The sequence below is a fragment of the Nostoc sp. genome, from assembly GCF_054880495.1.
The window spans coordinates 1-24255 of the sequence record NZ_JBTYKD010000099.1 but is presented as its reverse complement, the minus strand read 5'-3'; the positions used below and the strand labels follow the sequence as shown (position 1 = coordinate 24255).

The 24255-nt window shown below is 41.5% G+C and carries 20 protein-coding genes and 1 pseudogene; 14 read left to right on the top strand and 7 right to left on the bottom strand.

Translation table 11 applies throughout. The annotated features are described in order from the left end of the window. Nucleotides 1-167: 167 nt before the first annotated feature. Nucleotides 168-890, bottom strand: coding sequence for a response regulator (locus tag ACYTXL_RS11435; RefSeq protein WP_461924846.1), 723 nt, complete (start codon nucleotides 888-890; stop codon nucleotides 168-170). 297 nt (nucleotides 891-1187) lie between these two features. On the opposite strand from ACYTXL_RS11435, the gene ACYTXL_RS11430 reads away from it, so the two are divergent. The 3 genes and pseudogenes from ACYTXL_RS11430 (at nucleotide 1188) to ACYTXL_RS11420 (ending at nucleotide 4613) form a co-directional block, all read left to right on the top strand. Continuing rightward, on the top strand, nucleotides 1188-1460 hold the full coding sequence (locus tag ACYTXL_RS11430; RefSeq protein ID WP_461924845.1) for a hypothetical protein: 273 nt from the start codon (nucleotides 1188-1190) through the stop codon (nucleotides 1458-1460). Between the two features lie 654 nt (nucleotides 1461-2114). Then, nucleotides 2115-3450, top strand: a pseudogene (locus tag ACYTXL_RS11425) (sensor histidine kinase). Between the two features lie 38 nt (nucleotides 3451-3488). Then, nucleotides 3489-4613 (top strand): hybrid sensor histidine kinase/response regulator, encoded by a 1125-nt coding sequence (locus ACYTXL_RS11420; RefSeq protein WP_461924844.1) that lies wholly within the window; start codon nucleotides 3489-3491, stop codon nucleotides 4611-4613. 164 nt (nucleotides 4614-4777) lie between these two features. On the opposite strand, the gene ACYTXL_RS11415 is transcribed toward ACYTXL_RS11420, so the two are convergent. Together ACYTXL_RS11415 and ACYTXL_RS11410 are read right to left on the bottom strand one after the other, a co-directional pair. Further along, nucleotides 4778-5389 (bottom strand): hypothetical protein, encoded by a 612-nt coding sequence (locus ACYTXL_RS11415; protein ID WP_461924843.1) that lies wholly within the window; start codon nucleotides 5387-5389, stop codon nucleotides 4778-4780. Between the two features lie 131 nt (nucleotides 5390-5520). After that, the gene (locus tag ACYTXL_RS11410) at nucleotides 5521-6396 is read right to left on the bottom strand and encodes an NADAR family protein (protein WP_461924842.1); all 876 of its coding nucleotides are present in this window, start codon (nucleotides 6394-6396) and stop codon (nucleotides 5521-5523) included. Nucleotides 6397-6922: 526 nt separating this feature from the next. Here ACYTXL_RS11410 and ACYTXL_RS11405 point away from each other — a divergent pair. Genes ACYTXL_RS11405 through ACYTXL_RS11395 form a run of 3 tightly spaced genes read left to right on the top strand, consistent with a single transcriptional unit; the run spans nucleotide 6923 to nucleotide 9706 of the window. After that, on the top strand, nucleotides 6923-7117 hold the full coding sequence (locus ACYTXL_RS11405) for a heavy-metal-associated domain-containing protein (protein ID WP_335226795.1): 195 nt from the start codon (nucleotides 6923-6925) through the stop codon (nucleotides 7115-7117). 44 nt (nucleotides 7118-7161) lie between these two features. Continuing rightward, the gene (locus ACYTXL_RS11400) at nucleotides 7162-9459 is read left to right on the top strand and encodes a heavy metal translocating P-type ATPase (RefSeq protein ID WP_461924841.1); all 2298 of its coding nucleotides are present in this window, start codon (nucleotides 7162-7164) and stop codon (nucleotides 9457-9459) included. Nucleotides 9460-9478: 19 nt separating this feature from the next. Next, entirely contained in the window at nucleotides 9479-9706 is a 228-nt protein-coding gene (locus ACYTXL_RS11395) for a hypothetical protein (RefSeq protein WP_461924840.1), read from the top strand. A gap of 120 nt (nucleotides 9707-9826) precedes the next feature. Here the strand turns inward: ACYTXL_RS11395 and ACYTXL_RS11390 are convergent, their stop codons facing one another. Then, complete coding sequence (locus ACYTXL_RS11390; protein ID WP_461924839.1) at nucleotides 9827-10258, bottom strand: heavy metal-responsive transcriptional regulator; 432 nt, start codon at nucleotides 10256-10258, stop codon at nucleotides 9827-9829. A gap of 348 nt (nucleotides 10259-10606) precedes the next feature. Between ACYTXL_RS11390 and ACYTXL_RS11385 the strand changes: the two genes are divergently transcribed. Next, nucleotides 10607-11695 carry an aromatic ring-hydroxylating dioxygenase subunit alpha gene (locus ACYTXL_RS11385; protein WP_461924838.1) on the top strand — a complete coding sequence of 363 codons (1089 nt, stop codon included), beginning with the start codon at nucleotides 10607-10609 and terminating at the stop codon, nucleotides 11693-11695. A 679-nt stretch (nucleotides 11696-12374) separates the two neighbouring features. Here the strand turns inward: ACYTXL_RS11385 and ACYTXL_RS11380 are convergent. Both ACYTXL_RS11380 and ACYTXL_RS11375 read right to left on the bottom strand, forming a co-directional pair. Then, nucleotides 12375-13052, bottom strand: coding sequence for a hypothetical protein (locus ACYTXL_RS11380; protein WP_461924837.1), 678 nt, complete (start codon nucleotides 13050-13052; stop codon nucleotides 12375-12377). A gap of 97 nt (nucleotides 13053-13149) precedes the next feature. Next, nucleotides 13150-15108 carry a heavy metal translocating P-type ATPase gene (locus tag ACYTXL_RS11375; RefSeq protein ID WP_461924836.1) on the bottom strand — a complete coding sequence of 653 codons (1959 nt, stop codon included), beginning with the start codon at nucleotides 15106-15108 and terminating at the stop codon, nucleotides 13150-13152. A 248-nt stretch (nucleotides 15109-15356) separates the two neighbouring features. Between ACYTXL_RS11375 and ACYTXL_RS11370 the strand changes: the two genes are divergently transcribed. Together ACYTXL_RS11370 and ACYTXL_RS11365 are read left to right on the top strand one after the other, a co-directional pair. Then, complete coding sequence (locus tag ACYTXL_RS11370) at nucleotides 15357-16694, top strand: Nramp family divalent metal transporter (protein WP_461924835.1); 1338 nt, start codon at nucleotides 15357-15359, stop codon at nucleotides 16692-16694. Between the two features lie 288 nt (nucleotides 16695-16982). Continuing rightward, complete coding sequence (locus tag ACYTXL_RS11365; RefSeq protein ID WP_461924834.1) at nucleotides 16983-17366, top strand: hypothetical protein; 384 nt, start codon at nucleotides 16983-16985, stop codon at nucleotides 17364-17366. 476 nt (nucleotides 17367-17842) lie between these two features. Here ACYTXL_RS11365 and ACYTXL_RS11360 read toward each other — a convergent pair whose 3' ends face one another. Continuing rightward, nucleotides 17843-18013 carry a hypothetical protein gene (locus tag ACYTXL_RS11360; RefSeq protein WP_461924833.1) on the bottom strand — a complete coding sequence of 57 codons (171 nt, stop codon included), beginning with the start codon at nucleotides 18011-18013 and terminating at the stop codon, nucleotides 17843-17845. 37 nt (nucleotides 18014-18050) lie between these two features. Here ACYTXL_RS11360 and pipX point away from each other — a divergent pair, with 37 nt between their 5' ends. The 5 genes from pipX to ACYTXL_RS11335 all read left to right on the top strand — a co-directional run bounded on the left by pipX (nucleotide 18051) and on the right by ACYTXL_RS11335 (nucleotide 24159). After that, entirely contained in the window at nucleotides 18051-18329 is a 279-nt protein-coding gene (pipX, locus tag ACYTXL_RS11355) for a transcriptional coactivator PipX (RefSeq protein ID WP_292791690.1), read from the top strand. Beyond that, the gene (locus ACYTXL_RS11350) at nucleotides 18326-18994 is read left to right on the top strand and encodes a YggS family pyridoxal phosphate-dependent enzyme (protein WP_461924832.1); all 669 of its coding nucleotides are present in this window, start codon (nucleotides 18326-18328) and stop codon (nucleotides 18992-18994) included. Before pipX ends, ACYTXL_RS11350 begins: the two co-directional genes overlap by 4 nt. Nucleotides 18995-19593: 599 nt before the next feature. Further along, nucleotides 19594-20193 (top strand): cell division protein SepF, encoded by a 600-nt coding sequence (locus tag ACYTXL_RS11345; protein WP_335236613.1) that lies wholly within the window; start codon nucleotides 19594-19596, stop codon nucleotides 20191-20193. Between the two features lie 371 nt (nucleotides 20194-20564). Continuing rightward, nucleotides 20565-21383, top strand: a complete 819-nt coding sequence (gene proC / locus ACYTXL_RS11340) for a pyrroline-5-carboxylate reductase (RefSeq protein WP_461924831.1) — start codon at nucleotides 20565-20567, stop codon at nucleotides 21381-21383. Between the two features lie 100 nt (nucleotides 21384-21483). After that, complete coding sequence (locus ACYTXL_RS11335) at nucleotides 21484-24159, top strand: DEAD/DEAH box helicase (RefSeq protein ID WP_461924830.1); 2676 nt, start codon at nucleotides 21484-21486, stop codon at nucleotides 24157-24159. Nucleotides 24160-24255 lie beyond the last annotated feature (96 nt).

The following is a 24255-nucleotide window of genomic DNA, read 5'->3' as shown; positions in this document are numbered from 1 at the left end:
GGGCACTTGTACTGACTTGTACTGAGCGGCGTCGTTGGCGCAGCCTAAGAAGAGAAGTAGCGTTCGCGTAGCGTCTCGTAGAGAAGTCGTTGGCGCAGCCTAAGAAGAGAAGTATTGGGCATTGGTTATTAATTTTTCTCCCTCATCTCCCTCACTCCCTCACTCCCTCACGCCACCAACCCAGAACGCAGCGCCCTCACAGCAGCTTGAGTACGGTCATCGGCACACAGTTTATTTAGAATATTGCGAACATGAGTCTTCACAGTACCAACTGTAATGTAGAGTTTCTCGGCAATTTGCCCATTGCTACACCCAGCTACAATTAACTCTAGGATTTCCAATTCCCGTTGAGTGAGGGGGTATGTTTCCAAAACTTGCTCGTATTCTGTCGCCAGCGCCTCAATTTTTACAGTCTTCGGCTTGTCAGAACTTTGACTTTCTCCAGGAATACCTTGGCGCATCTTCCGCAATACCACGTTGGCAATTGCCGGATCAATCCAAGAGTTACCGGCGTGAGTTGCTTGGATCGCCTCCGTTAATTTACTGATACTTGTTTCTTTCATGTAATAAGAATCAGCACCCGCCGCGAAGGCTGCAAGTACAGCATCCTCTGTGTGATCCATTGTCAGGATCAGAATCTTTGTAGTCGATTGCCCAGTTTCAACTTGGTAGCGTTTGAATTTACGGGTCAGTTCGATACCATCCATGTCAGGCAAGCCGATATCTACAACAGCTACATCTGGCTTTGCCGTTTCTAAAAGTTTTAATCCTTGGGTAGCATTTGAGGCTTCGCCAATTACTTTCAATGCGCTGTGAGACTGTAATGCCGCTCGTAGCCCCATTCGCGTTAAGTCATGATCTTCAATTAAAATAATGCTAATTTCATTCATCGCTACACTCACTTTTACGCTGTTTGCGTCTTTCAATGTATTACCTTCTGTAAGTGCTATCTATTATTTTCCCATACTAAAGATAGATGATGTTTAAAAAACTCTGCATCCACCGAGAGAAATAATAAATACCCGATTTTTATACTTCGATAGAGGATAAATCTAGCTGAAGATATATGGATACTTGCACAAAAAGTATGAAATATTGAAACGAATGCCAAATTGTTCCCCCTTGCTTAGAATTCAGCTTTGAGTTGGGATGTTCCATTAGTTAATTCTTGTATAAAACTTACAAAAATGGACAAATTACAAAAAGTCAAAGTTGTTTTACCAGAAAGTGAACAATGGTTTCAAGGGATTTTTAATCAAACCTTTGGATTCATCAGATTGATGAAGCCAATAGAAATCTTCATGGAAGAGAATCAGACGGCCTTAAAATTTGCTGGAATCGGCAGCAGCAAAGTAATTCGTTGTCCTTTGTGGGAAGCTTGTTGGTCTGACCTTTCCCCGAACGTGGAGACTTTTCTCCTTTTAGCGGAGAGTCTGGGAATTTTCGCTCAACCCTTGTAGGGAAGATTGCTCAAATGCCAGAAGGTTGGAAGCAGTTGGTATTATTCCTAAAATTCACAATAAGGATCATCATAGAAATACTAACACAGGTCTGGCGATCGTTAAGAAAATTGTCAACATTTCAGGAGGTAAGATTACTTCAGATTCACAAATAGGTATAGGCAATACTTTGTTATTTGCTTGGTCTAACCAATCTGATGGGTAAAACTGCTCAATATGGTACACGATAATGGTATGTAACTCTCACCAATGACTGACGACGGTCGCTTGCTAACTCATTTAGAATTGATTTTAAGCTTAGTAAAGTATTTTATTTTACTTTATATCAGCTTTGTTTGCTGTCTTCAGATAAATAGTTTTCGGTTTGTTAATTGCTAATTTTTTGAAAGCCATTGGTCATTTGCTAAAGGTTGAATTTCAATAGTCTGGTAAATTAACCAGATTGAGGATACAACAGACTGAATTTGCCTTTAACCTTCCCTAACTTTATGGAAATGATGGCGACGCTCAACAAGTATTGGATATTGTGCAAAATGCCTTAGTCAATCAAGTTACAGATTTTAGATGTCCGAAAATATTATATTATTTAATTAGATAATCTCAAAAGAGAAATGTTATACATCAACCTATGTTTGGTGGCGAAAATAAAAACTGATGCAAGAGACGCTGAAAATTTTAGTTGTAGGAGATGACGAAGTAGACCGGATGGCAGTCCGTTGTGCCCTGACTAAAGCAGGTGTTCAAATGGAACTGTCTGAAGTAGGCGATGGGAATGATGCGTTTTCTGCCTTAAGCGCTAGTGCCTATGATTGTGTTTTCCTCAACTATCGCTTAGTAGATGAGGATGGATTAACCTTGATTCAACAACTACGTTTTTCAGAAATTAAAGTTCCTTTAGTAGTTATAACTGGTCAAGGAGATGAACAAATTGCTGTCCAATTAATCAAAGCTGGTGCTACAGACTATCTCTCTAAGTCTAGGATATCCCCAGAAACATTATCCCAGGTTTTGCGGAGTGCCATCCGGGTTTATCGGGCTGAAATGCAGGCAGCTTTGGCAAATCAGCAGCTCAGAGAAAGTCATGAACAACTAATTCGTAAGAACCAAGAATTGGAGAGACAACAGCAAGAGATTCAAATGCAAAACTCCAAGCTATTGGAGGCATCACAGCTAAAATCAGATTTTTTGGCAAGTATAACTCATGAACTCAGAACGCCGATGAATGCGATTATTGGTTTTTCGCAAATACTGCTGCGTCCTAAGTTAGGTCAACTAACGCACCAACAAGCAGACATGCTTGAGCGCATTTTGAATAATGGGAAGCATTTGCTAATGCTACTCAATGAAGTTCTCGATTTTTCCAGGCTGCAAGCAGGGCGATTAAACTTCAAGGCGGAGATATTTGATGTATCAAAGGTAATAAATCTCGCTATAGGTGAAATGCGTTCCCTAGCTGATGCCAAAAATCTCTCATTGTTAATGCAAAGCGATTTACAAAATACTTTGATATTTAATGATCCCGCTCGTGTCAAACAGATTTTCATTAACCTGCTCTCCAACGCCATTAAGTTCACCGAGTCTGGTGAAATTTGGGTTGAGGTTAAGGAACTACCTGAAAATCGAGTGGCAATTATTGTTCAGGATACAGGTATTGGCATAGCATCGAGAGATTTTAAATGTATTTTTGAAGCATTTCGGCAAGTCGATCAAAGTATCACTCGCAAATATCCAGGTACAGGTCTGGGTTTGGCAATTATAGATTCGCTGGTACGAATGATGGGCGGCAAAATATTTCTTGAGAGTAAATTGGGGTTCGGTTCAATGTTTAAAATTGAATTGCCACGTCAAATCACATCATCGACTGGAGCAGCCCAGATTCCAGGTTTAGAGTTAGATGGGGAGGAGGTTTTTTGCTCTGTTAAGAAATTCGCATCAGTCATCTTCCCAAGCCAGTAAAGCATCAATAGGATATCCTAAATTTAAACTATAAATTAGTTCCAAAAAAAAACTGATAAAAGTTGATAAATCATGTCTGTAGTTGAAGATAATAAAATTTTTCGTATCCTGGCAGTTGACGATATTCAAGATAATCTCATTTTGGTTGAAGCAATTTTAGAAAGTGAGGGGTATAAAATTGATTTGGCTTCAGATGGAATAAAGGCTTTGCAGAAAATTGAACAATCTCCACCGGATCTGATTCTGTTAGATGTGATGATGCCAGGAATAGATGGTTATGAAGTCACCCGGCGGATTCGGAAGAACCCTGCAATCTCTTATATTCCAATTCTGCTGATTACTGCCTTTCATGAATCCAGCGTTGTCGAAGGTTTGGATGCTGGGGCTGACGATTTTATTCGTAAACCATTTGATACTGATGAACTACTGGCAAGAGTGCGATCGCTGTTGCGTCTCAAGCACAGTCTAGACGAACAACAAAAAATGGCCCGCCAACGCGAAGACTTTGTTTCTCGTCTGACTCATGATTTGCGAACTCCCTTAGTAGCCTCTGATCGCATGTTAAATTTGTTTGAGATGGAAACATTCTGCAAAATTTCGCCCGAAATGAAACAGGCGATCGCAGTCATGATTCGCAGTAACCAAAATTTGATGGACATGGTAAACACCCTCCTAGAAGTCTATCGCTTCGAGGCAGGTAAAAAAACGTTGAATTGGGAAGTATGTGATTTACGTGAGATATCTGAAGAAGTAGTCAGCGAACTGAGTCCTCTAACTAATGAAAAAGGGTTGACTCTAGAAATAGATACCAGTGAATTAGAACCACTAAGTAAAAATGCTGGGATTATTATGGGCGATCGCTTGGAACTACGGCGAGTGCTAAACAACTTGATCGCAAATGCCATCAAATTTACAGATACAGGTGGTATAACAGTCCGCATTTTGGAAACATCATCTCATCCAGGAAATCCAGATTCGGTAACAATTGAGATCCAAGATACAGGATATGGGATTGCGCCAGAAGATCAGGCAACAATTTTCGAGCGATTTCGCCAAGGCAGAAATAAACGCTCAGGTAGTGGCTTAGGACTACATCTATCCCACCGGATTGTAGAAGGGCACGCCGGAACTATCCAGGTTGCTTCTGAAGTAGGTAAAGGTAGTCTATTCACTGTGCAACTACCTAAAAACACTTAAGTTGTTCTCCTTCACCACAGATTTTTCTGCTGGACTGCTATGCTCACAAAGCTCAAAAGTGGAGTGATATCCAATGTTCTCCCAAGTAGGCGGCAAATTATAGCCTTACCCTTAGCCCGCCAGCGCTTGCAAAAGCAGATGAGCGATTCAATATCAGAATTGATTTAGGAAATAGGGGTAAAGTTGGAATTTAAAGAATTATTGATAGTTGCTTGTGCAAGTTTAATTCCAGCAATTTCAAGCCTTGCATAACGATTTGCTTTGCTCCAATCATGATTAAATACATCTTGATTCCATTCTGGCGGCATAGCTATTTTGAGTCCATAACCTCCACTACGAATGCTTAAATCAAGAAGTGGTTTTTCATTTTTAGTAATGAAAACTATTTCAACTAAGTTGCTTAACATATTGGCAATCTTTTCATCACTAGCACCCTCTGACAACATTTTGAAAGCTATGCGCTGCACAAGCGATATCGGCACTATATGTTCACCGTGAGTAGCTCCTTTATTTTCCCGAAGATATGTATTATCAGGTTGTCCTTGTACAATAGACCAAGCCGCTTCAGAAAATTTACAAAAAGTTTTAGCTTCACGTAAATAACAAACAAAATGAACTTTATCTTCTATTTCAGTAAAATAAGCGAGTTCACTTACAAGGTTTTTACAACGATATTCCCACCCATTACAGAACTGTCCTTTTGAGTTTAGTGCAGAAACTTCATAGAGACTACGTAAAATTTTGGCTGTAGCTAGTGTAAATTTACTGTTTGACATGATTGAGCAAAAAGATAAACCCTATAGTTAAAATGCCCAACTCAACCAGTTAAATTAATCCTTCAATTTTGAGCTACAAAATTTATGTGGCGATTACCTATCCCCATCATTGAGAATTGAACGCGCTTTTATTAAGAACGCCGGAATTTGCGATCACCCGTGGTCTGGTTGGATTCCTGCTTATAAATGGAAATATCCTCAACATTATTAAATAACTCATTACGAATGCGTTCACGAGTTTCCATTAATAACTTACCCAACATATTTTTTCCGCTACCGTCACCGCCATCTCCCCAATAATTATCGTTACTTGTATGTTCAACAATTTCTGCATTTCCTGTCGCCAGTAACTTTTCTTTCAAATCAGGATGTTGAGTAAACTTGGCTCCTAACGCTTCACGCATGACATCATCTTTAACTACTTCCCAGTCAGCACGTAAAGGTCTAGTGCGATCTCGCCCTATCTGTGCAGCTTCTCGTGGTGTCTGAGCTTGACGAATTTCTTCTTCATGAGGAGTATCAACAAACTTCTGCGCTTGGAAATAGTGTTCTGAGGTAGGCCAGATTTTTCCCTTAAGATAAATTGCATAGGGAGCAAAGTTTGAAAAAAAGCCATAAGGCTTGTTTAGGTGATAAAACCTGATAGGTTCACTCAAAGACATAAAACTTGTTAATTCTTCTACTGTATTGATGTGAAATTCTGCAAGCTCCCTAAATGGTGAATAACCATTCCACATCTGATGAAATGGATAATGTACATCAAATGGATCAATAGTGCTTAAATCTTGAGCTACAAGAAAACAGTAGGGGCGTAGTGGATTACCTATCTGCGATGCAATACTTTCTCCCTTTTCTGCATGGGTTTTAGATTTCTTGATTACTTCAGGTGTGAGGAAAGGGAAGATTGCTTTTTCAGCCTCCTCATAAGTTGCTTCTACCCAAAATGAATCAATAAATTCAGTCTTGTTACGATAATCCCGTTGTGGCCAGTAAACTCGAATAATCATATTATCTTCCTGAGCTATTCAAATTTTTGTCAAAACAGGATTCCGTCTTGACAACATAATCAAAGTAATCTGTGCTTAGTATGCCCAAAAGAAGCGTTGTAGTCATCGAATTAGCCAAAACAAAACCTCAAAGAGTCCTTACTAATTAGTCCCTCTCCTTAGTAAGGAGAGGGACAGGTGAAAGCGTAGCAGAACCAGGGTGAGGTTTCTTTGGGCTATTCGATAAACCATAAATTGCATCAAGAGAGACTTGTGTATACACCGTAGGGTCAATACTAGGGTCCATAACACACACTTGCATCCGATGATAAGTGTTTTGTAGTACGTTGTATTTTTAATAGGCAACGGTTACTCAGGCAAACCAAACTTGTAAAGAAATTTGAAGTTTAGCTAAAAACTTTTAAAAATCTCTAGACTCTCCAGCCGGCTAGAGAGTCTAGGATGAATTCAAGGCGACTCTCAACCAGAAATTTCTTGAGTCATCCAGTTTGGTTTGGCTAGCTTTTCCACTTTATCCCGTAAATCTATGACCCTCCAACTCACAGTTCCCAACATGGCTTGTTCTGCTTGTGCAAGCACCATCACCAAAGCACTTCAGGCAGTCGATGCCAATGCTAGCATTCAGGCTGATCCAACAACCAAGCTTGTCAGTGTAGAAACTCAAGCATCAGAAACAGCAATTAAGGAAGCGTTAGCTGCTGCTGGCTATCCAGTTGCTTAACCTTTAATGATCCTGCCACACCAATTACAGGGATTCATCTAGTTATGGATACTCTCACACTCAAACTTCGAGGCATGAGTTGTGCCGCTTGCGCCACTAACATCGAAAAGGCGATTCGCTCTGTTCGCGGGGTAATTGACTGCAACGTTAACTTTGGAGTAGAACAAGCTACCGTCAAGTACGATCGCTCTCTAGCCAATTTAGAGAAAATCCAAACTGCGATCGCATCTGCGGGATACTCTTCTGACTCACTCCGAAAAGAAATACTCTCCGAAGAAGATGATGCAGAGATTGCGAGTAGGCAAGCATTACAACGCAAACTCTCTCTCAAGGTAGTGGTGGGAGGTGTAATTAGCATTTTCCTATTTTTGGGATCGTTGCCCATGATGACTGGGCTAAATTTACCCTTGATTCCAAGTTTCCTGCAAAATCCTTGGGTACAGTTAGTGCTGACAACTCCCGTTGTATTTTGGTGTGGTGGATCTTTTTACCGGAATGGCTGGAAATCCCTCAAGCGCCATACGGCGACAATGGACACGCTGATTGCTTTGGGCACAAGTGCAGCGTATCTATATTCTTTGTTTGTCACGGTTTTCCCGAACTTTTTTATTGCTCAGGGCTTGACTCCTCATGTTTATTATGAAGTTGCCGCGATTGTCATTACCTTAATTTTGCTGGGGCGGTTGTTGGAAAATCGCGCTAGGGGACAAACTTCTGAAGCTATCTGCAAACTCATTGGAATGCAAGCTAGAGATGCCAGGGTAATCCGTGATGATAAGGAAATTGATGTTCCGATCGCCGAAGTGAGAATCAACGATGTGATTTTAGTGCGTCCTGGTGAGAAGATTCCCGTAGATGGAGAAGTGATTACAGGTGCTTCAACGGTAGATGAAGCGATGGTGACGGGTGAAAGTTTGCCAGTCAAAAAGCAGCCAGGAGATGAAGTAATTGGAGCGACGATTAACGGTGCGGGTGCATTTCAGTTTCGGGTGACACGAGTCGGAAATGATACGTTTTTGGCTCAAATCGTCAAATTAGTACAACAAGCCCAAGGTTCTAAAGCACCAATTCAGCGCTTGGCAGATCAGGTTACAGGATGGTTTGTACCAGCTGTGATTGCGATCGCGATCGCCACTTTTGTGATTTGGTTTAATTTCACAGGCAACCTCACCCTAGCAACAACGACAATGGTAGGTGTACTGATTATCGCTTGTCCTTGTGCTTTGGGTTTAGCTACCCCGACATCTGTAATGGTGGGGACGGGCAAAGGTGCAGAAAATGGCATTTTGATTAAGGGTGCGGATAGCTTAGAACTAGCACACAAAATTAAAACCATCGTTTTAGATAAAACCGGCACTTTGACTCAGGGGAAACCGACAGTTATAGACTTTGTGACTATCAACGGCACAGCTAATGGTAATGAAATCAAGCTTTTACAGTTAGCAGCAACGGTAGAACGAAATTCTGAGCATCCTTTAGCGGAAGCTGTGGTGAAATATGCCCAGTCTCAAGAGGTGAGTTTAATAGATGCAAAGAACTTCGTGGCTAATGTAGGTAGTGGTGTGCAAGCAGTTGTTTTAAATCAGCTTGTGCAAATTGGTACACAACGCTGGTTAACAGAACTTGGAATTAACACCATGAGTCTTCAGCAGTATAAAGATACATGGGAAACTGCTGGTAAAACAGTCATTTTGATTGCTGTAGATGGCGAACTCCAAGGAATAATGAGTATTGCCGATGCCCTCAAACCTTCATCAACAGCAGTAGTGAAAGCATTACAGAAGTTAGGTTTAGAAGTAGTAATGTTGACCGGAGACAATCGTAAAACTGCCGAAGCGATCGCAAGACAAGTTGGCATCCAGCGAATCTTTGCCGAAGTCCGTCCAGATCAAAAGGCGGCGATTATCCAATCTTTGCAAGGGGAGATAGAGAAATTTCCCAAATCCAAAATCCCAAATTCAAAATCTAAAATTGTTGCAATGGTAGGTGATGGCATAAATGATGCCCCAGCCCTAGCACAAGCTGATGTGGGAATTGCTATTGGTACGGGAACAGATGTAGCGATCGCAGCTAGCGATATTACCCTAATTTCTGGAGATTTGCAAGGAATTGTCACAGCAATTCAACTTAGTCGCGCCACCATCAATAACATTAGGCAAAATCTTTTCTTTGCGTTTATTTACAACGTCATTGGTATTCCCATTGCGGCTGGAATTCTGTTCCCCATCTTTGGTTGGTTACTTAATCCAATTATCGCCGGGGCTGCGATGGCTCTTTCTTCGCTTTCTGTTGTTAGCAATGCTCTAAGATTGCGTAACTTTCAACCAAAAGCTATCTCATAATTGCAGGTTAATTTAGGAAATGTTCAGTAAAAAAATGCTTTGGGGAAGCCTTACAGCTTTAGTGCTTCTCACTGTAACATCAGGCCTGGCATTAGCAGAAATGCCAGCCCACTCATCAGAACAAACCAGCCAATTTAATCATATTGAGCAACCTTTTGGCTTAAAAGTTGGTGTTGCGATCGGTGGTTTAACCTTAATTGGACTAGAGTTGTGGTGGTTTCTTCTCTATAAAAGTCCTGAATCCTAAATGGGGAACCAAAATTCCTAGCGAATTCTCTGCGTCCCTCTGCGCTCCTACCCTGCGGGAAGGCGAAGCGCCTATGCGTTTAAATTTCAACCCTCAATTCACCACCAGCCTATTTTACTTTTAACTCCTACTGTAAGTCTTATTTTGAATGATCGGACAAATCGTATCCTTATGGTGATCGCTGATATTCTTCCATCCTGAAAGTAATCCCTGTATTTCAGAGCGTAAAGTTAACAACTGATCAATTTGTTGATCAATTTGCAAAACCTTATCTTCGAGCTTCTCTTTGATTTCACCACAGGGAGCCTGTCCTTGGTCATAAACCTGAAGAATATTTCTAATCTCTTCTAGGCTAAGACCAAGATTTTGTGCCCTTTTAATGAATGCTAGACGAGTTAGCACATTCAATGAAAATTGCCGAAAGCCTCCCTCTGTTCGTCTTGATGAATTGATTAAGCCTAAACTTTCGTAATAACGAATTGTCCTGATGGGGATTCCGCTTAAATCTGTTACCTGACCAATTAAAAGCAATTTTTTATCTTGAGTTAACACGGTAGATTTTCCCAACTCTTGTAATTATTATGACATATTTTATTAATTATTAAGTCGTTTGAGAGTTTAGCAAAATATTGGCATAAGTACTTGAAGTTTTTATCTAATTAGAGATTTTACTAAGTTTTCATTTTTCAAATATTTATGCTGAATGGACACCAGCTTAGTTTAGCTGATATTTGAATGTCATAATTTTAACATTCCTAAAAATATTTCCCCAACAATTTACCTGATTAATTTTATCCATTTATTGGGTAACTCTTTCTCATGGTACTGAAAGTAACTGTTTTTTTAAAGTTCCCATGTTACTTCTAGATCAACTGCTTCACTTCAAGTGAAACCATAAAAATGAATCTCAACTCGCAGACTTTTAGCTCAACCCGTAAACCTAAAAACTTTAATAATCCAGAGCGTTTTATTGAGGGATGGTATTGGGTAATACCCTCTCAAAATCTGCGGGTGGGTGAAGTAAAACCTGTCACGATTTTGGGTAGAGAATTAGTGATTTACCGTGGTAAAGACAAAAGAGTAGTTACCTTTGATGCCTACTGTCCACACATGGGCGCTCACCTTGCTGAAGGCAAAGTTGAGGGTAATGCACTACGTTGTTTTTTCCACCACTGGAAGTTTGATGCTGAAGGGATGTGTATTGATATCCCATGTTTAGATGTGCCACTTTCCCTAAATTTACAAACTTGGCCTACTGCTGAAAAGTACGGGATGATTTGGGTTTGGACTGGAGAAATACCACAACAACCTCTACCTTTTGTTCCAGAGTTAGAACAAAAAGAGTGTGATGTCGCCATCCATTCTCACTTCGTGATGAACTGTCACCCCAACGTGGTGATGATTAACCCCATCGATGCTCAACACCTCAATACAGTTCACAAACTGCCAATAGAAATTATTTTTGAAAGACAGGAACTGAACGAGAATGCGATTATTTTCACTAACACTACACCCATCAAAGACAATTCCTCTTTCATTAAACTCATCCGTCTTTTCTACAAAAATGCCATAACTTACAGTATTTGCTATTGGTACGGTAGCATTAGCATTGCGACACTTGGCCCCGATTTCTTCCATGTCCACACGATGTTAGCAGTTCGCCTCCACGAAGGGGGAAAAGCTGAAGGTCAAATCTTGTTGATCACTAAGAAACGTAAAGGAATTTTTGGTTGGTTATGCAATCGAATTGTGTTATGGCTGACCAAGATTGCAGGTAAGTTCTTTTTCATGGGTGACATCAAGGTTCTCCAAACAATTCAGTTTGATTTGAAAACTCCCATCAAAGTAGATCAGCCAATCATGCAGTTTATTAACCATGTTGAAAAACAGCAATCCCTAATGTGGGGGACTTGGCAAGAAGTGCGATCGCGCGATGTGGAGAGCAAGCCCAAACGTGAGAGATGGCAAGATACAATGAGTAATGACTAATAATATCATGTCTATATGACCATAATTCTGTCAAACTACTTGGTCAATTAAACAAAGAGGAGATCATAAGCTGTTCCACATTTAACTTGCATAATTAGGGCGGGCTTTCCGGCCTACCCCACAAGAGTTATGTTTAATTCGTTTATGCAAATTAGATGTTTTTCAGCTTACTATTGTCAACAATCTTTGCAACAAATGAATCGCCTCTAGGGACGTACCTTTATACGCCCCTACCAATGTATATATAGCAGATATTTTGTGAAATGGTATAACAATTAATAAAGGTTAAAATTTCAACAAAATTACTTTTAACTTTTAATTTGTTTTTTACTGAGCTACCCTATCAATAAAAAGAAGTGGCAAAGCCACTTCCTAATTCCCAGGTAGAACCTAAGTCATGAGTATAACGACTACAAAAATTTGAAATAGTATAAACCAATACCAATTAACTGAATATCTCTGTTTTCGTTGTTGTCTGGGTGAAAAAACCCTGATTTACATCCGCTAAATAACTGTATATTTACCTAAATTAAGTCTTGGTTCATTTTGAAGCATTGCAACTACTTCTTGATCAGTAGCTTGTCGAATTTCAATCTAATCTAAAGATGCGATCGCCTTTTACACTCTATAAGTCTTCCTGCGTCTAAACGAGCAATCTGCTGTATTTAGCAGCTTACCACTACTCACTTGGATTCAGTACAACGATAATTTCTGTTAGCCTAATTCCCAGAGGTTTCCAGTGGGGATTGCTAGAGGAAAAAGTAGCATCCCCAGACACTGCTCGATAATCATTGGGATATTTCTCACCAGCATTATCAGCAGCATCTACTCGTAAGATGATTTTGCCATAATAGCTGGATAATCGGCTATTATCTAACAAAATAGTACCGCCGTAGTCCCACGCCAATCCATAAAGTTTAAAATCACCTAATTTCTTACGTAATTCACTCAAAGGTGTTCTCATTCCAATACCTTCGCGGGTTTTCCAAGCTGAACCCAGGTTACGCACATCTAAAGGTTTAGTACGAGTATTATCACTCCAAACTACGAGTAAAGATCGCCCCTGATTTAAGTTTAACTGAGTAGCTGCAAAATTACCCATTCCTTCAGCACCAGAGATAGTTTTATCAACGAGATGGGATGCACCAAACAGCTTGACTAAATCCTGCTTGGTGGTTGTGCGTGTTATCGGCCCCACTCGTTCCCCAGGAACAATTAATGTGTCTGTTAATGCTTGCGATTTAGTAACGGTAACTGGATGATTGATTTTCTGGGGTAGTGCAAAGGCTGGGTTTGCTGAATAGTTTAGCAGTAAACCTAAAGTAGCTGTAGCAATACCTTTGATTGATGAATTCATAGGTTCTATTATTGGGTAGCAGAATATATATGAGTGAGAAGTACTCATAGTTTAACTCCTACAATTTCCCAATTACAGATTACCGACTTAAAAAATTTTATTTCATCGCTCTAGTTGCGTTTAAAATTGCAAGCATTGCTACTCCGACATCAGCAAAGACAGCTTCCCACATTGTCGCTATCCCTAAAATACCCAACCCAATAAATACACCTTTAATTGTTAAAGCAAAACCAATATTTTGCCAAACAATTTTACGGGTTTTCCTAGCGATTTGGATTGCTTCTGCCACTTTTGATGGTGCATCTGTCATGATCACAATATCCGCACTTTCTATCGCTGCATCTGAGCCTAACCCACCCATTGCCATACCAACATCTGCTCTAGCAATCACTGGCGCATCATTAATACCATCCCCAACAAAGGCAACTCTACCATGCTTGCCGGCGGTGCTGATTAATTTCTCAATGGCATTAACTTTTTCTTCAGGTAATAACTCTGCTTCATAGCTATCTATGCCTAGCTGTTGAGCAATCCGGTAAGCGATCGCTTGATTATCTCCTGTCAACATTACTGTTTTTTCTACACCCATTCTCTTGAGTGCTTGAATAGCCTGTCTGGCATCTTCTTTGAGTTCATCAGCAATGACAATATACCCAGCATAAATATTATCCACTGCTAGATGAATAACTGTTCCTTCTAACGGGCAATTATCATGAGGAATTTTCTCTCTATGTAATAGGCGATCGCTTCCCGCTATCACTACTCTATTTTCAACCTTGGCTCTAATTCCATAACCTGCGATCTCTTCATAATCTCTCACCTCAAATTCATCAATTTTTCCCCCATAAGCCTTGCGGATAGATTGAGCGATGGGATGATTTGAATGCGATTCTACCTTGGCAGCTAATTGCAATAATTCTTGTTCATTCCAGCCATTTAATGGTACTATTTTTCCTACTTTAAATACCCCTTTTGTTAACGTTCCAGTTTTATCAAAAACAACTGTATTGACTGCATTTAAAGTATCTAAAAAAGTAGAACCTTTAACCAAAATACCACGTCTAGCTGCACCTCCCACACCTCCAAAGTAACCCAATGGAATACTGATAACCAGTCCACACGGACAGGAAATAACTAACAAAATTAGGGCGCGATAAACCCATTCTGAAGAAGTTGCACCCGAAATGAATAAAGGAGGTAATAGTGCAACTGCTAGAGATGTAAAAACTACGATTGGTGTATAATATCGGGCAAATTTAGTAATAAACTTTTCTGTTTCTGCTTTTTTACTTTTGGCATTTTGTACCAAATCTAAAATCTTAGCAATGGAAGATTCATTAAAAAGTTTTGTTACTCTAATGCTGATCACACCCATCTTATTAATCATCCCAGCCAAAACTGTCTCTCCCAGCCTCACAGTTCGCGGCACAGATTCTCCAGTTAATGCAGATGTATCAACTTGCGAATTACCATCTATAATTTCGCCATCTAAGGGAATCTTTTCTCCCGGTTTTACAATAATAATATCCCCAATATTTACCGTTTCTGGCGATACTTTCTTAAGTTCTCCCTCTATTTGGATATTCGCATAGTCGGGACGGACTTCCAATAAGGCTTTGATGGAACTACGAGAACGACTGACGGCTATATCTTGAAACAATTCTCCAATTTTATAAAATAACATGACTCCGACAGCTTCGGGTAATTTATGAATTGCGATCGCCCCTAGTGTCGCTACTGCCATCAAAAATGTTTCATCAAATACTCTGCCTCTGAATATATTGCGCCCAGCAGTTTTTAAAACGCTCCATCCACTTAATAAATAGGCGGGGATGAAAAGTAGATATTCACCTATTGAATAGAATGTATTGTGTAATTGATTTTCAAAAATTACACCAGGCGCATATAAACTTAAAATCATTACCAAGGGCAATACTTCATTTTTGAGATTGAATTCTCCACCCTGTTCATGATTATGATCATGGTTATGATTCTCATCATGATTATGGCCACAGTTGGAACAACCTGAAGATTCTGAATGTACTTTTTGCTTCATTTTTTATGGTGCTCCTAGTAAGTTACTTAATGTATGAGCCTGTTTTCAAATGTAATTTAAAAAAGAAGTTTTTACAAGTTAACAATTTAAGAACGAGAATCTCTCTCAATATAAAATTTAGGTTTATTGTTGAATCTTTCTACTAATATCTAGTGAATATCAAGATTTATAACCTTATAAAAGTGGCTATTCTGGTCAGTTTTTTCAGAAATTATGACAGAATTATGAAAAATTGAGAGTGTAAACAAATGCCCTTTCCAGAAAACCCAGACAGGAAGCCTAGCCTACCTGAAGTTCACCGCAGCATTAGGATTCCTAACACTAAAAGCATTTGGCGCAAGATGCTGGCTTATGGAGGGCCAGGATATCTTGTATCTGTAGGATATATCGACCCTGGTAACTGGGCGACTGACTTAGCTGGTGGGGCTAAATTTGGTTATGCGTTGCTAACGGTGATTATCCTTTCCAACTTGATGGCGATTTTAATGCAATCGTTGTGTGTGCGGTTGGGAGTGGGAACAGGGCAAGATTTAGCACAGGCTTGTCGAGATCACTTCAGCCCGCGTGTCAACATTGGGTTATGGGTACTTTGTGAGATAGCGATCGCTGCTTGTGACTTAGCGGAAGTTTTGGGAAGTGCGATCGCGCTGCAACTACTTTTTGGCATTCCCCTGAGTTGGGGCGTGTGTATAACAGCCCTAGATGTATTTGTATTGTTACTGCTACAAAATAAAGGCTTTCGCTATACAGAAGCTTTGGTAATCTTGTTGGTAGCAACTGTAGGTATCTGCTTTGCAGCAGAAATTATCTTTTCGCATCCTGATTTGGGAGGAGTTTTATTAGGATATGTTCCCAAAATAGAAATTGTGCAGAACCCAGAAATGCTCTACATTGCTATTGGCATTTTGGGGGCAACAGTCATGCCGCATAACTTATATCTGCACTCATCAATCGTGCAAACACGCGATTGGGAATCAACATCTGAAAAAAAATGGGAAGCTATTAAGTTTAGTACAATCGATTCCACAGTTGCTTTATGTTTCGCCTTGTTGATCAACTCAGCAATTTTGATTATTGCTGCTGCCACATTTCATTTTTCTGGTTATCAGGATGTTGCAGAAATTCAAGATGCTTATAAATTGCTTTCTCCCTTATTGGGTGTGAATGCCGCCAGCGCAATTTTTGGTTTAGCGTTACTTGCTTCCGGGCAAAGTTCAACTCTTACCGCCACCTTAGCAGGACAAATTGTCATGGAAGGCTTTTTGAATCTGCGTCTGAAACCTTGGTTACGTAGGTTATCAACTAGATTAATTGCGATTATCCCAGCATTAATTTCAATTACGCTTTTGGGAGAAAAAAGTACAGGCGGCTTACTAATTTTCAGCCAAGTTCTTTTAAGTTTACAGCTATCATTTGCCGTAGTCCCGTTGGTGATGTTTACAAGTAACAAATCCTTAATGGGTGAATTTGTCAATCCTTGGTGGTTGCAGATTTTATCCTGGTTAGTAGCAATTGTTATCGGGAGTTTAAATGCTTGGCTGTTATTGCAAACTATTTCAAGCTGGCTGTTTTTGAGTCATAGTTAGAATGTTTATCTACAGTTACCACTCCAACTTCTCTGTGCAGCGCTGCGTCTACGCAGACTTTAACCAGGTAAGTAGATCACAATAAAACGCTCAGGACATGGCGAAAAGTCGCGGTTCTGGGTATTATGTTTATTTATACCCATTTAATCTCCGATCAATCAAACTGTGTAGATATGGAACTTTCTTGGATAAGCAAGTGTCAAACTAGCTATTCTCAGTAAAAATTCACTTGAAGTTTGAAAGTGAATCGAATACCCTAAGCTAGTAGACAATTTTCTCAAGGAATTTATGAACAAAAAAATTATCCTGAATTTGCTTTCCACTTCCTCAATTTTTGTGTCTATGATGTCTACCTTGGCAGTATTTCATCCTGCCCATGCTAGTACTACTAACATTACACAGCGATTAATGCACACACAAGACGGTCGTACCTGTATCACTAACCCACATGGTGCAAAAGATTTTGTGTGCATTCGAGATTCAGAGAGAAAACATCCGTATACCTCTACACGTTCTTCAACCATTGTCACATCAGTATCAAATCAGAATGTTGCCACGTTGAACTTTACTGATGCGGAAAGCGATCGTGCAATTCAGTTATTTGGATGCGACTGCCCATTATGTATAAATTCTTTGCGTCAGTTGCGCGGTACTGGAAACTTAGTGTACTAACATTGAACAAGGCTGATAGCGACTAGAACTTCTGTTAGATACACATCATTAATCACGTATAGAAGATATACGATACCAAAAAAGCATTTTTGACTACGTACCACTACTATTATTTGGTGAAATGTAAATTCATTGTTGGGGCGGTTTGTAGCATTATTCCAAACCCCTCAAATTAATCTTGAGGAAGAGGACGCACAGACAGAAAAAGACGCAAAGAGATAATCATCAATAGAGAATAATTTTCTTTCCTGTCTTGACTCCCCACTCCCCTGTTACGATTTTTCGCCATTGGGCGACATTTGTGGCAATATGGAAAGAAGTTGAAAAGTTCGCTGTTGCCGTTGGGAACTTCAAAGGGTGTTTTTCCTGGCCACGCCGAACTTTGGACAAGAGGATCAGAAGTATTTTGTGGCTTCTCCCTACAGATTGATAAATTGAAGTCACCAAAGCAGATGGTGATGTTTATCTACCAGCCTCTACTCTCGGAATCTACGCTTGGCGGCTTCTATTGTACCATTTCGCTTCACTACCACTAGCTTTACCTGCTCATTAGGAACTAGATCAAGGTCTTCGTAACCGCAGTTTTGAATTTTAAGCAAATATTCTGGCGAAAGAAAGTTATTATCGTCTGAATGTTTAGAATTCACTGCGAAAAAATATACATACTCCCACCTTGACTATTAAATGAATTCAGAAAACCCAGAAACTTACATAAACCATCCAACTTGGGGTTTACTCTACAAAATCTCTATGGTTGATGAGAACCAGGATTTGTTTACCACACTTTATGCCCAGCGGTTATTTTTTTTGGTCGCAAATGACATTAAAGGTGTTAAATTCCAGTCTCTAGGACGTACTGAGGCTAGAATGATGTTGGAAAATCGCTTACGTACCCTGCGGCGCAGTGGACAATCTCAGGAGTACGATCAGCTTCAGAGTGTTTTCCAACGCACCTTCCAATGAGCAGTTCGATTTATGAACGTATTGTTTCCATCCGCTCCTCACTGCCAACTTCAGTCCGATTGATTGCTGTTAGCAAGCAAGTTTCTGCCCAGGCCATTCGGTCTGCATACTCCGCAGGAATTCGTGATTTTGGGGAGAGTCGTATCCAAGAAGCCGCCAGCAAACAAGCAAAGTTGCAAGACTTACCGGATATCACCTGGCACTTTATTGGACATTTGCAAAGCAATAAAGCCAAAAAAGCCATCGAACAATTCCCTTGGATTCACTCCGTGGATAATTTGAAGCTGGCACAGCGCTTAGATGAATTGGCGCAACAGCTAGGAGTGAGTCCCCAGGTTTGCCTGCAAGTGAAAATTCTCCCCGATCGCAACAAGTCTGGTTGGAGTGTACCAGAATTGTTGGCTGATTTACCCACGCTCAATCAATACAAAAATTTACAAATTCAAGGTTTGATGACAATTCCGCCTTCAGGATTAAATGATTCCGAAATTTTAAGTGTGTTTAATCTCAATCGTGATCTGGCAAAAGAAATTCAGGAGCAAAACTGGCCGCAGATTAAAATGCAGCACCTGTCTATGGGTATGTCAGGCGACTACGAACTGGCAGTGCAAGCAGGGGCGACGATGGTACGATTAGGAACCATATTGTTTGGCGATCGCTCTTAGGGACTGACAAAAAATACTCAACTACTGATTGTGGGGTGGGCGTCTTTGCATTGGTGTCAACTTAACGTAGAAGTTAGGCAAGGCATGCTTTCGAGGTTTGACCCTCACAAGAACAGCCCCTCTCCCAATTTTGGGAGAGGGGAGCAAATTCTCTAGTTCCCCGAATCCCAAGTTGGGATTTGGGGTTAGGGGATGAGGGCAAAACGCCTTCTCAAAGCAGATTTTTGCTGAAGTTGACACCAATGGCTTTCCGGACCACCTCACAAGATTGGGTAATTTAAGTAGCACAAGAATTTTGTCAGAGACTGGTGCAATTGGAAACAAAGGATATAGTATTGACAAGAGTAATCGCCAAGGGAAAATGGGGTATAAACAACTTTCCTTCGGACAAACCTTAGGATATAATTTTTACCCCTTATGATGTTTAGGCGATGCACAGACCTTTCTAATAAGTGTCAGTTCATCGCCTAAACCCGTAGTAGAGGCTACAAATAGCAATAGATTTGCTGAAGTATCCACCGATGTAGCGATCGCTCCTAGCTCAATTAATCTTAAGCCAAGTCAATACAGGCTATTCGCATCAGGAGAGTACACACACAATGAACAATATCTTTTCCAAACTCAGAGACTTTGTGGGTCTAAATGAGCAAGTGGAATACGAGTATTACGAAGAAGAACCAGAAACAGATAAGAATTACCAAAATCTGTATCAACAAGAAAATCCCCAACCAGCAGCACAAGAAAGCACAGCCGCTCAAAACCGACGCTGGCGGGAACCAGTGCCTACAATGGAAGATGATATAACAGCAGGTTCAAAGCCAATGGGGAATGTGATTGGTATGCCAGGAGCAAGTAACGGAATTTCGGAAGTTTTAGTACTCGAACCACGCACTTTTGAAGAAATGCCTCAGGCAATTCAAGCATTGCGAGAACGTAAGTCAGTAGTATTAAATCTGACAATCATGGACCCAGATCAAGCTCAACGAGCAGTAGATTTTGTCGCAGGTGGTACTTACGCACTAGATGGACATCAAGAGCGCATTGGTGAGAGCATCTTTTTGTTTACGCCAAGCTGTGTGCAAGTTAGCACTCAAGGTGGCGTTCTTTATGAAGTACCACAACCGCCAGCACGTCCCTCTCGTCCTACAGGTCCTTCAAATCAAACCTGGGGCAACGAAACTAACCGGATGGCACAATAACAATTCAAAATTCAAAATTTAGGCATTCAAAATTGTTCGCGTGGTCACTAAGCAGTTCGACAGGTCTTACCCTGAGCCTGCCGAAGGGCTCACTGTGTCACCTTGCCGAAGTGCAGCGTCTGGTAGAAAAAAGAGTTTCAGTCGGGGTTTAAATCCCCGTCTGAAACTAAAGCTACATGTAGCAAGTGGCGTTTGTCTCTCACGCCACTTGCGATAACGGGAAAAAATACCCAACGCAGTGGCTCGCTTTGGGAGAAGGGGTTTTAAAGCCTTTAATTTACAATAAAGTGAAATTAGTTGTTAGTCCTTTGTCCTGGGTTTTGAGAATAATGACAAATGACCAATGACTAATAAGCAATGACTAATGACTAATGACTATAAAATTTGGTTTAATTGGTGGTGGGGTAATGGGAGAAGCGCTCTTATCCCGGCTGATCGCGCGTGGAATTTATCAATCATCAGAAGTCATAGTTAGCGAACCGCTATCTTCACGCCTAGATTTTTTAAAACAGCAATACGATGTTGCGGTGACGACAGATAATATCCAGGTTTTCACTCAAGCAAAAGAGGTTGTATTTTTGGCAGTGAAACCGCAGGTGTTTAGCGCGATCGCTCAAGAACTAGCAGATATTGATATTATTAATACAGAACACTCACCCCTAATCATTTCCATTATGGCGGGTGTACCTTTAAGTCAGCTAGAAGCTGCATTTGTGCGATTGCCAGTTATTAGAGCAATGCCCAACACCCCAGCAACCGTGGGAGCCGGAATTACCGCGATTTGTTCAGGTGCCTACACCAGCCCCAAGCACCACAAAATAGCACAGCAAGTTTTTTCAGCTGTGGGCGAAGTTGTGGAAGTATCAGAAGCACTGATGGATGCAGTCACAGGGCTATCTGGTAGCGGACCTGCTTACGTGGCGCTGTTAGTAGAAGCACTTGCTGATGGCGGAGTTGCCGCAGGTTTACCTAGAGTAATTGCTAATCAACTAGCCTTGCAAACCGTATTGGGAACAGCGAAACTGTTGCAGGAAACGAAATTGCACCCAGCAGAACTTAAAGATCGCGTTACCAGTCCCGGTGGTACAACGATTGCGGGGATTGCCAAGCTAGAACAGGCAGGATTTCGTTCAGCTTTAATTGAAGCAGTAAAAGCTGCCACAGAGCGATCGCAAGAACTGGGAAAATAAATAAAGAGTCATTGGTCATTTGCAAAAGACTAATGACTAATGACGAAGTTGACAAAAGACTCGTTAATATAGTAAAAAATCTGGTTGCAAATGTAATTGAGTGAATTATCCTGCGCCGTCTCCAGAACTTGACTTAGGATCTATATTTCCCTTTGAACTGGATCAGTTTCAAAAAGAAGCGATCGCGTCCCTAAACGCCGGACGCTCTGTAGTGGTATGTGCCCCCACAGGTTCGGGCAAAACATTAGTTGGGGAATACGCCATTTATCGCGCCTTAGCACGAGGAAAACGTGTATTTTACACGACTCCCCTGAAGGCGCTGTCAAATCAAAAATTACGTGACTTTCGAGAAAAATTCGGTTTTGATCAAGTAGGACTGTTAACTGGAGATGCTTCCATTCACCGGGATGCACCGATTTTGGTGATGACTACCGAAATTTTCCGAAATATGCTCTATGGTACACCCATCGGGCAAATCGGCATCTCATTAGTAGACGTGGAAGCCGTAATCCTTGATGAGTGCCACTACATGAACGATCGCCAACGGGGGACAGTTTGGGAAGAATCAATCATCTATTGTCCGCGTGAAGTGCAACTGGCAGCCCTTTCCGCAACCGTTGCCAACAGCGATCAACTCACCGATTGGCTAAATCGTGTTCACGGCCCAACTGACCTGATTTACTCCGATTTCCGTCCAGTCCCCTTGGAATTTCACTTTTGCAATCCCAAAGGGTTATTTCCCCTACTGAATGATAGCAAAACCAAAATTAATCCCCGCCTTCAGAAGAAAAAGGCGAGAGGGCCAGAAAGGGAGAGGGGGAGAAGTGGTAGACCTGAAGCTCCTGGGATCATTTATACTTTGAGCCAGTTAGAGCAACGGGATATGCTACCAGCGATTTACTTTATCTTCAGCCGCCGGGGATGTGATAAAGCGGTGGCGGAAGTGGGTGATTTATGGCTGGTAAATAGTGAAGAGTCCCAAATTTTACGAGAACAGATTGATGACTTTTTAGCCCGCAATCCTGATGCGGGGCGTGCTGGACAAATTGCACCCCTGTACCGGGGAATTGCAGCCCACCACGCCGGGATTTTGCCAGCCTGGAAAGCCCTGGTTGAAGAACTATTTCAGCAAGGGCTGATTAAAGTAGTATTTGCTACCGAGACACTGGCGGCAGGAATTAATATGCCCGCCCGGACAACGGTGATTTCCACCCTTTCCAAGCGGACTGACAATGGACACCGCCTATTGAACGCTTCCGAATTTTTGCAAATGGCGGGACGAGCCGGCCGCCGGGGGATGGATAAACAAGGTCATGTGGTGACAGTCCAAACTCCCTTTGAAGGAGCCAAAGAAGCGGCGTATTTGGGCACATCCAAGCCAGACCCCCTAGTAAGCCAGTTTACGCCCAGTTATGGCATGGTACTCAATTTGCTGCAAACCCACACCCTAGAGCAGACTAGAGAACTGATAGAGCGCAGCTTTGGGCAGTATATGGCAACCTTGCATTTAAGACCAGAATATGATGAGATTGCCGAACTACAAACACAATTAGCTCAACTTCAGGAGCAAATCGCCGCAGTTGATGAAAATGAACTGGCTGTTTATGAGAAATTGCGGCAACGCCTGAAAGTGGAACGCCAGATATTCAAAACCCTGCAAGAGCAAGCGCTCTCAGACCGACAAGAAGAATTAGTGATGATGTTGGGCTTTGCAGTGTCAGGAACTCTGTTGAGTCTCAAAGGCAAAAACATCACAGTGTCTTCACCTGTCACCGCAGTATTAGTGGAAAAATCGCCTGGTTCTGGTCAAGCTCCTTACTTGGTATGCTTGGGACATGATAATCGCTGGTATGTGGCAACGACAGGGGATGTAGTCGATTTGTATGCCGAACTGCCGCGAGTTGAGGTGCCGCCTGATGTACTACCACCGCCAGAGATGCCTTTGAAACCAGGACAGTCGCGCCGTGGCAATGAAGAAACATTTGGGATCGCAGCACGTATTCCTGATCCGCTAGAATCTTTGAATCTGGCACCAGAAGTAGCAGAACAACTTAGTCGGCTTACCGCCGTCCAAGAACAATTAGAAGCTCATCCCCTACATGAATCAGGCAATGCGGCAACGCTTTTTAAGCGCCGCGCCCGCTATGTGGAACTAGAAGCCGAACTTGAACAGTTACAAGGGCAAGTAGAGCAACACTCACAACGTCATTGGGAAGAGTTTCTGAATTTAATCTCAATTCTGCAACACTTTGGGGGTTTGGATAACTTAGTCCCCACAGTATTAGGGCGAATCGCTGCCGCCATTCGAGGTGAAAATGAATTGTGGCTAGGTTTAGTATTCGCTAGTGGTGAATTGGGTAACTTAGATCCGCAGCATTTAGCAGCAGCAGCAGCAGCTTTAGTAATGGAAACGCCCCGTCCAGATAGTAAGGTTAACTTTGAACTGAGTAATGAAGTGGCAGAAGCCTTGAAAAAATTGCAGGGAATTCGCCGCCAAATGTTCCAATTACAACGGCGCTATAATGTAGCGTTGCCTATATGGTTGGAGTTTGAGTTAATTGCGATCGTGGAACAATGGGCGTTAGGAATGGAGTGGACAGAACTCTGCGAAAACACCACTTTAGATGAAGGCGATGTGGTGAGAATTTTACGGCGGACGTTGGATTTATTATCCCAAATACCCCACGTTCCCCATTTGCCAGACTCTTTCCAACGCAATGCCTATCGGGCGATGCAATTGATTGATCGATTCCCTGTGAATGAGGTAGTTGAATGAACAGGACACTCTTAGGAACTTTGAAATAAAAAAATACTCACAGGACTTATTGTGGGGTGGGCATCTTGCCCGCCTTTGGCTATGGGCGGGCAAGAT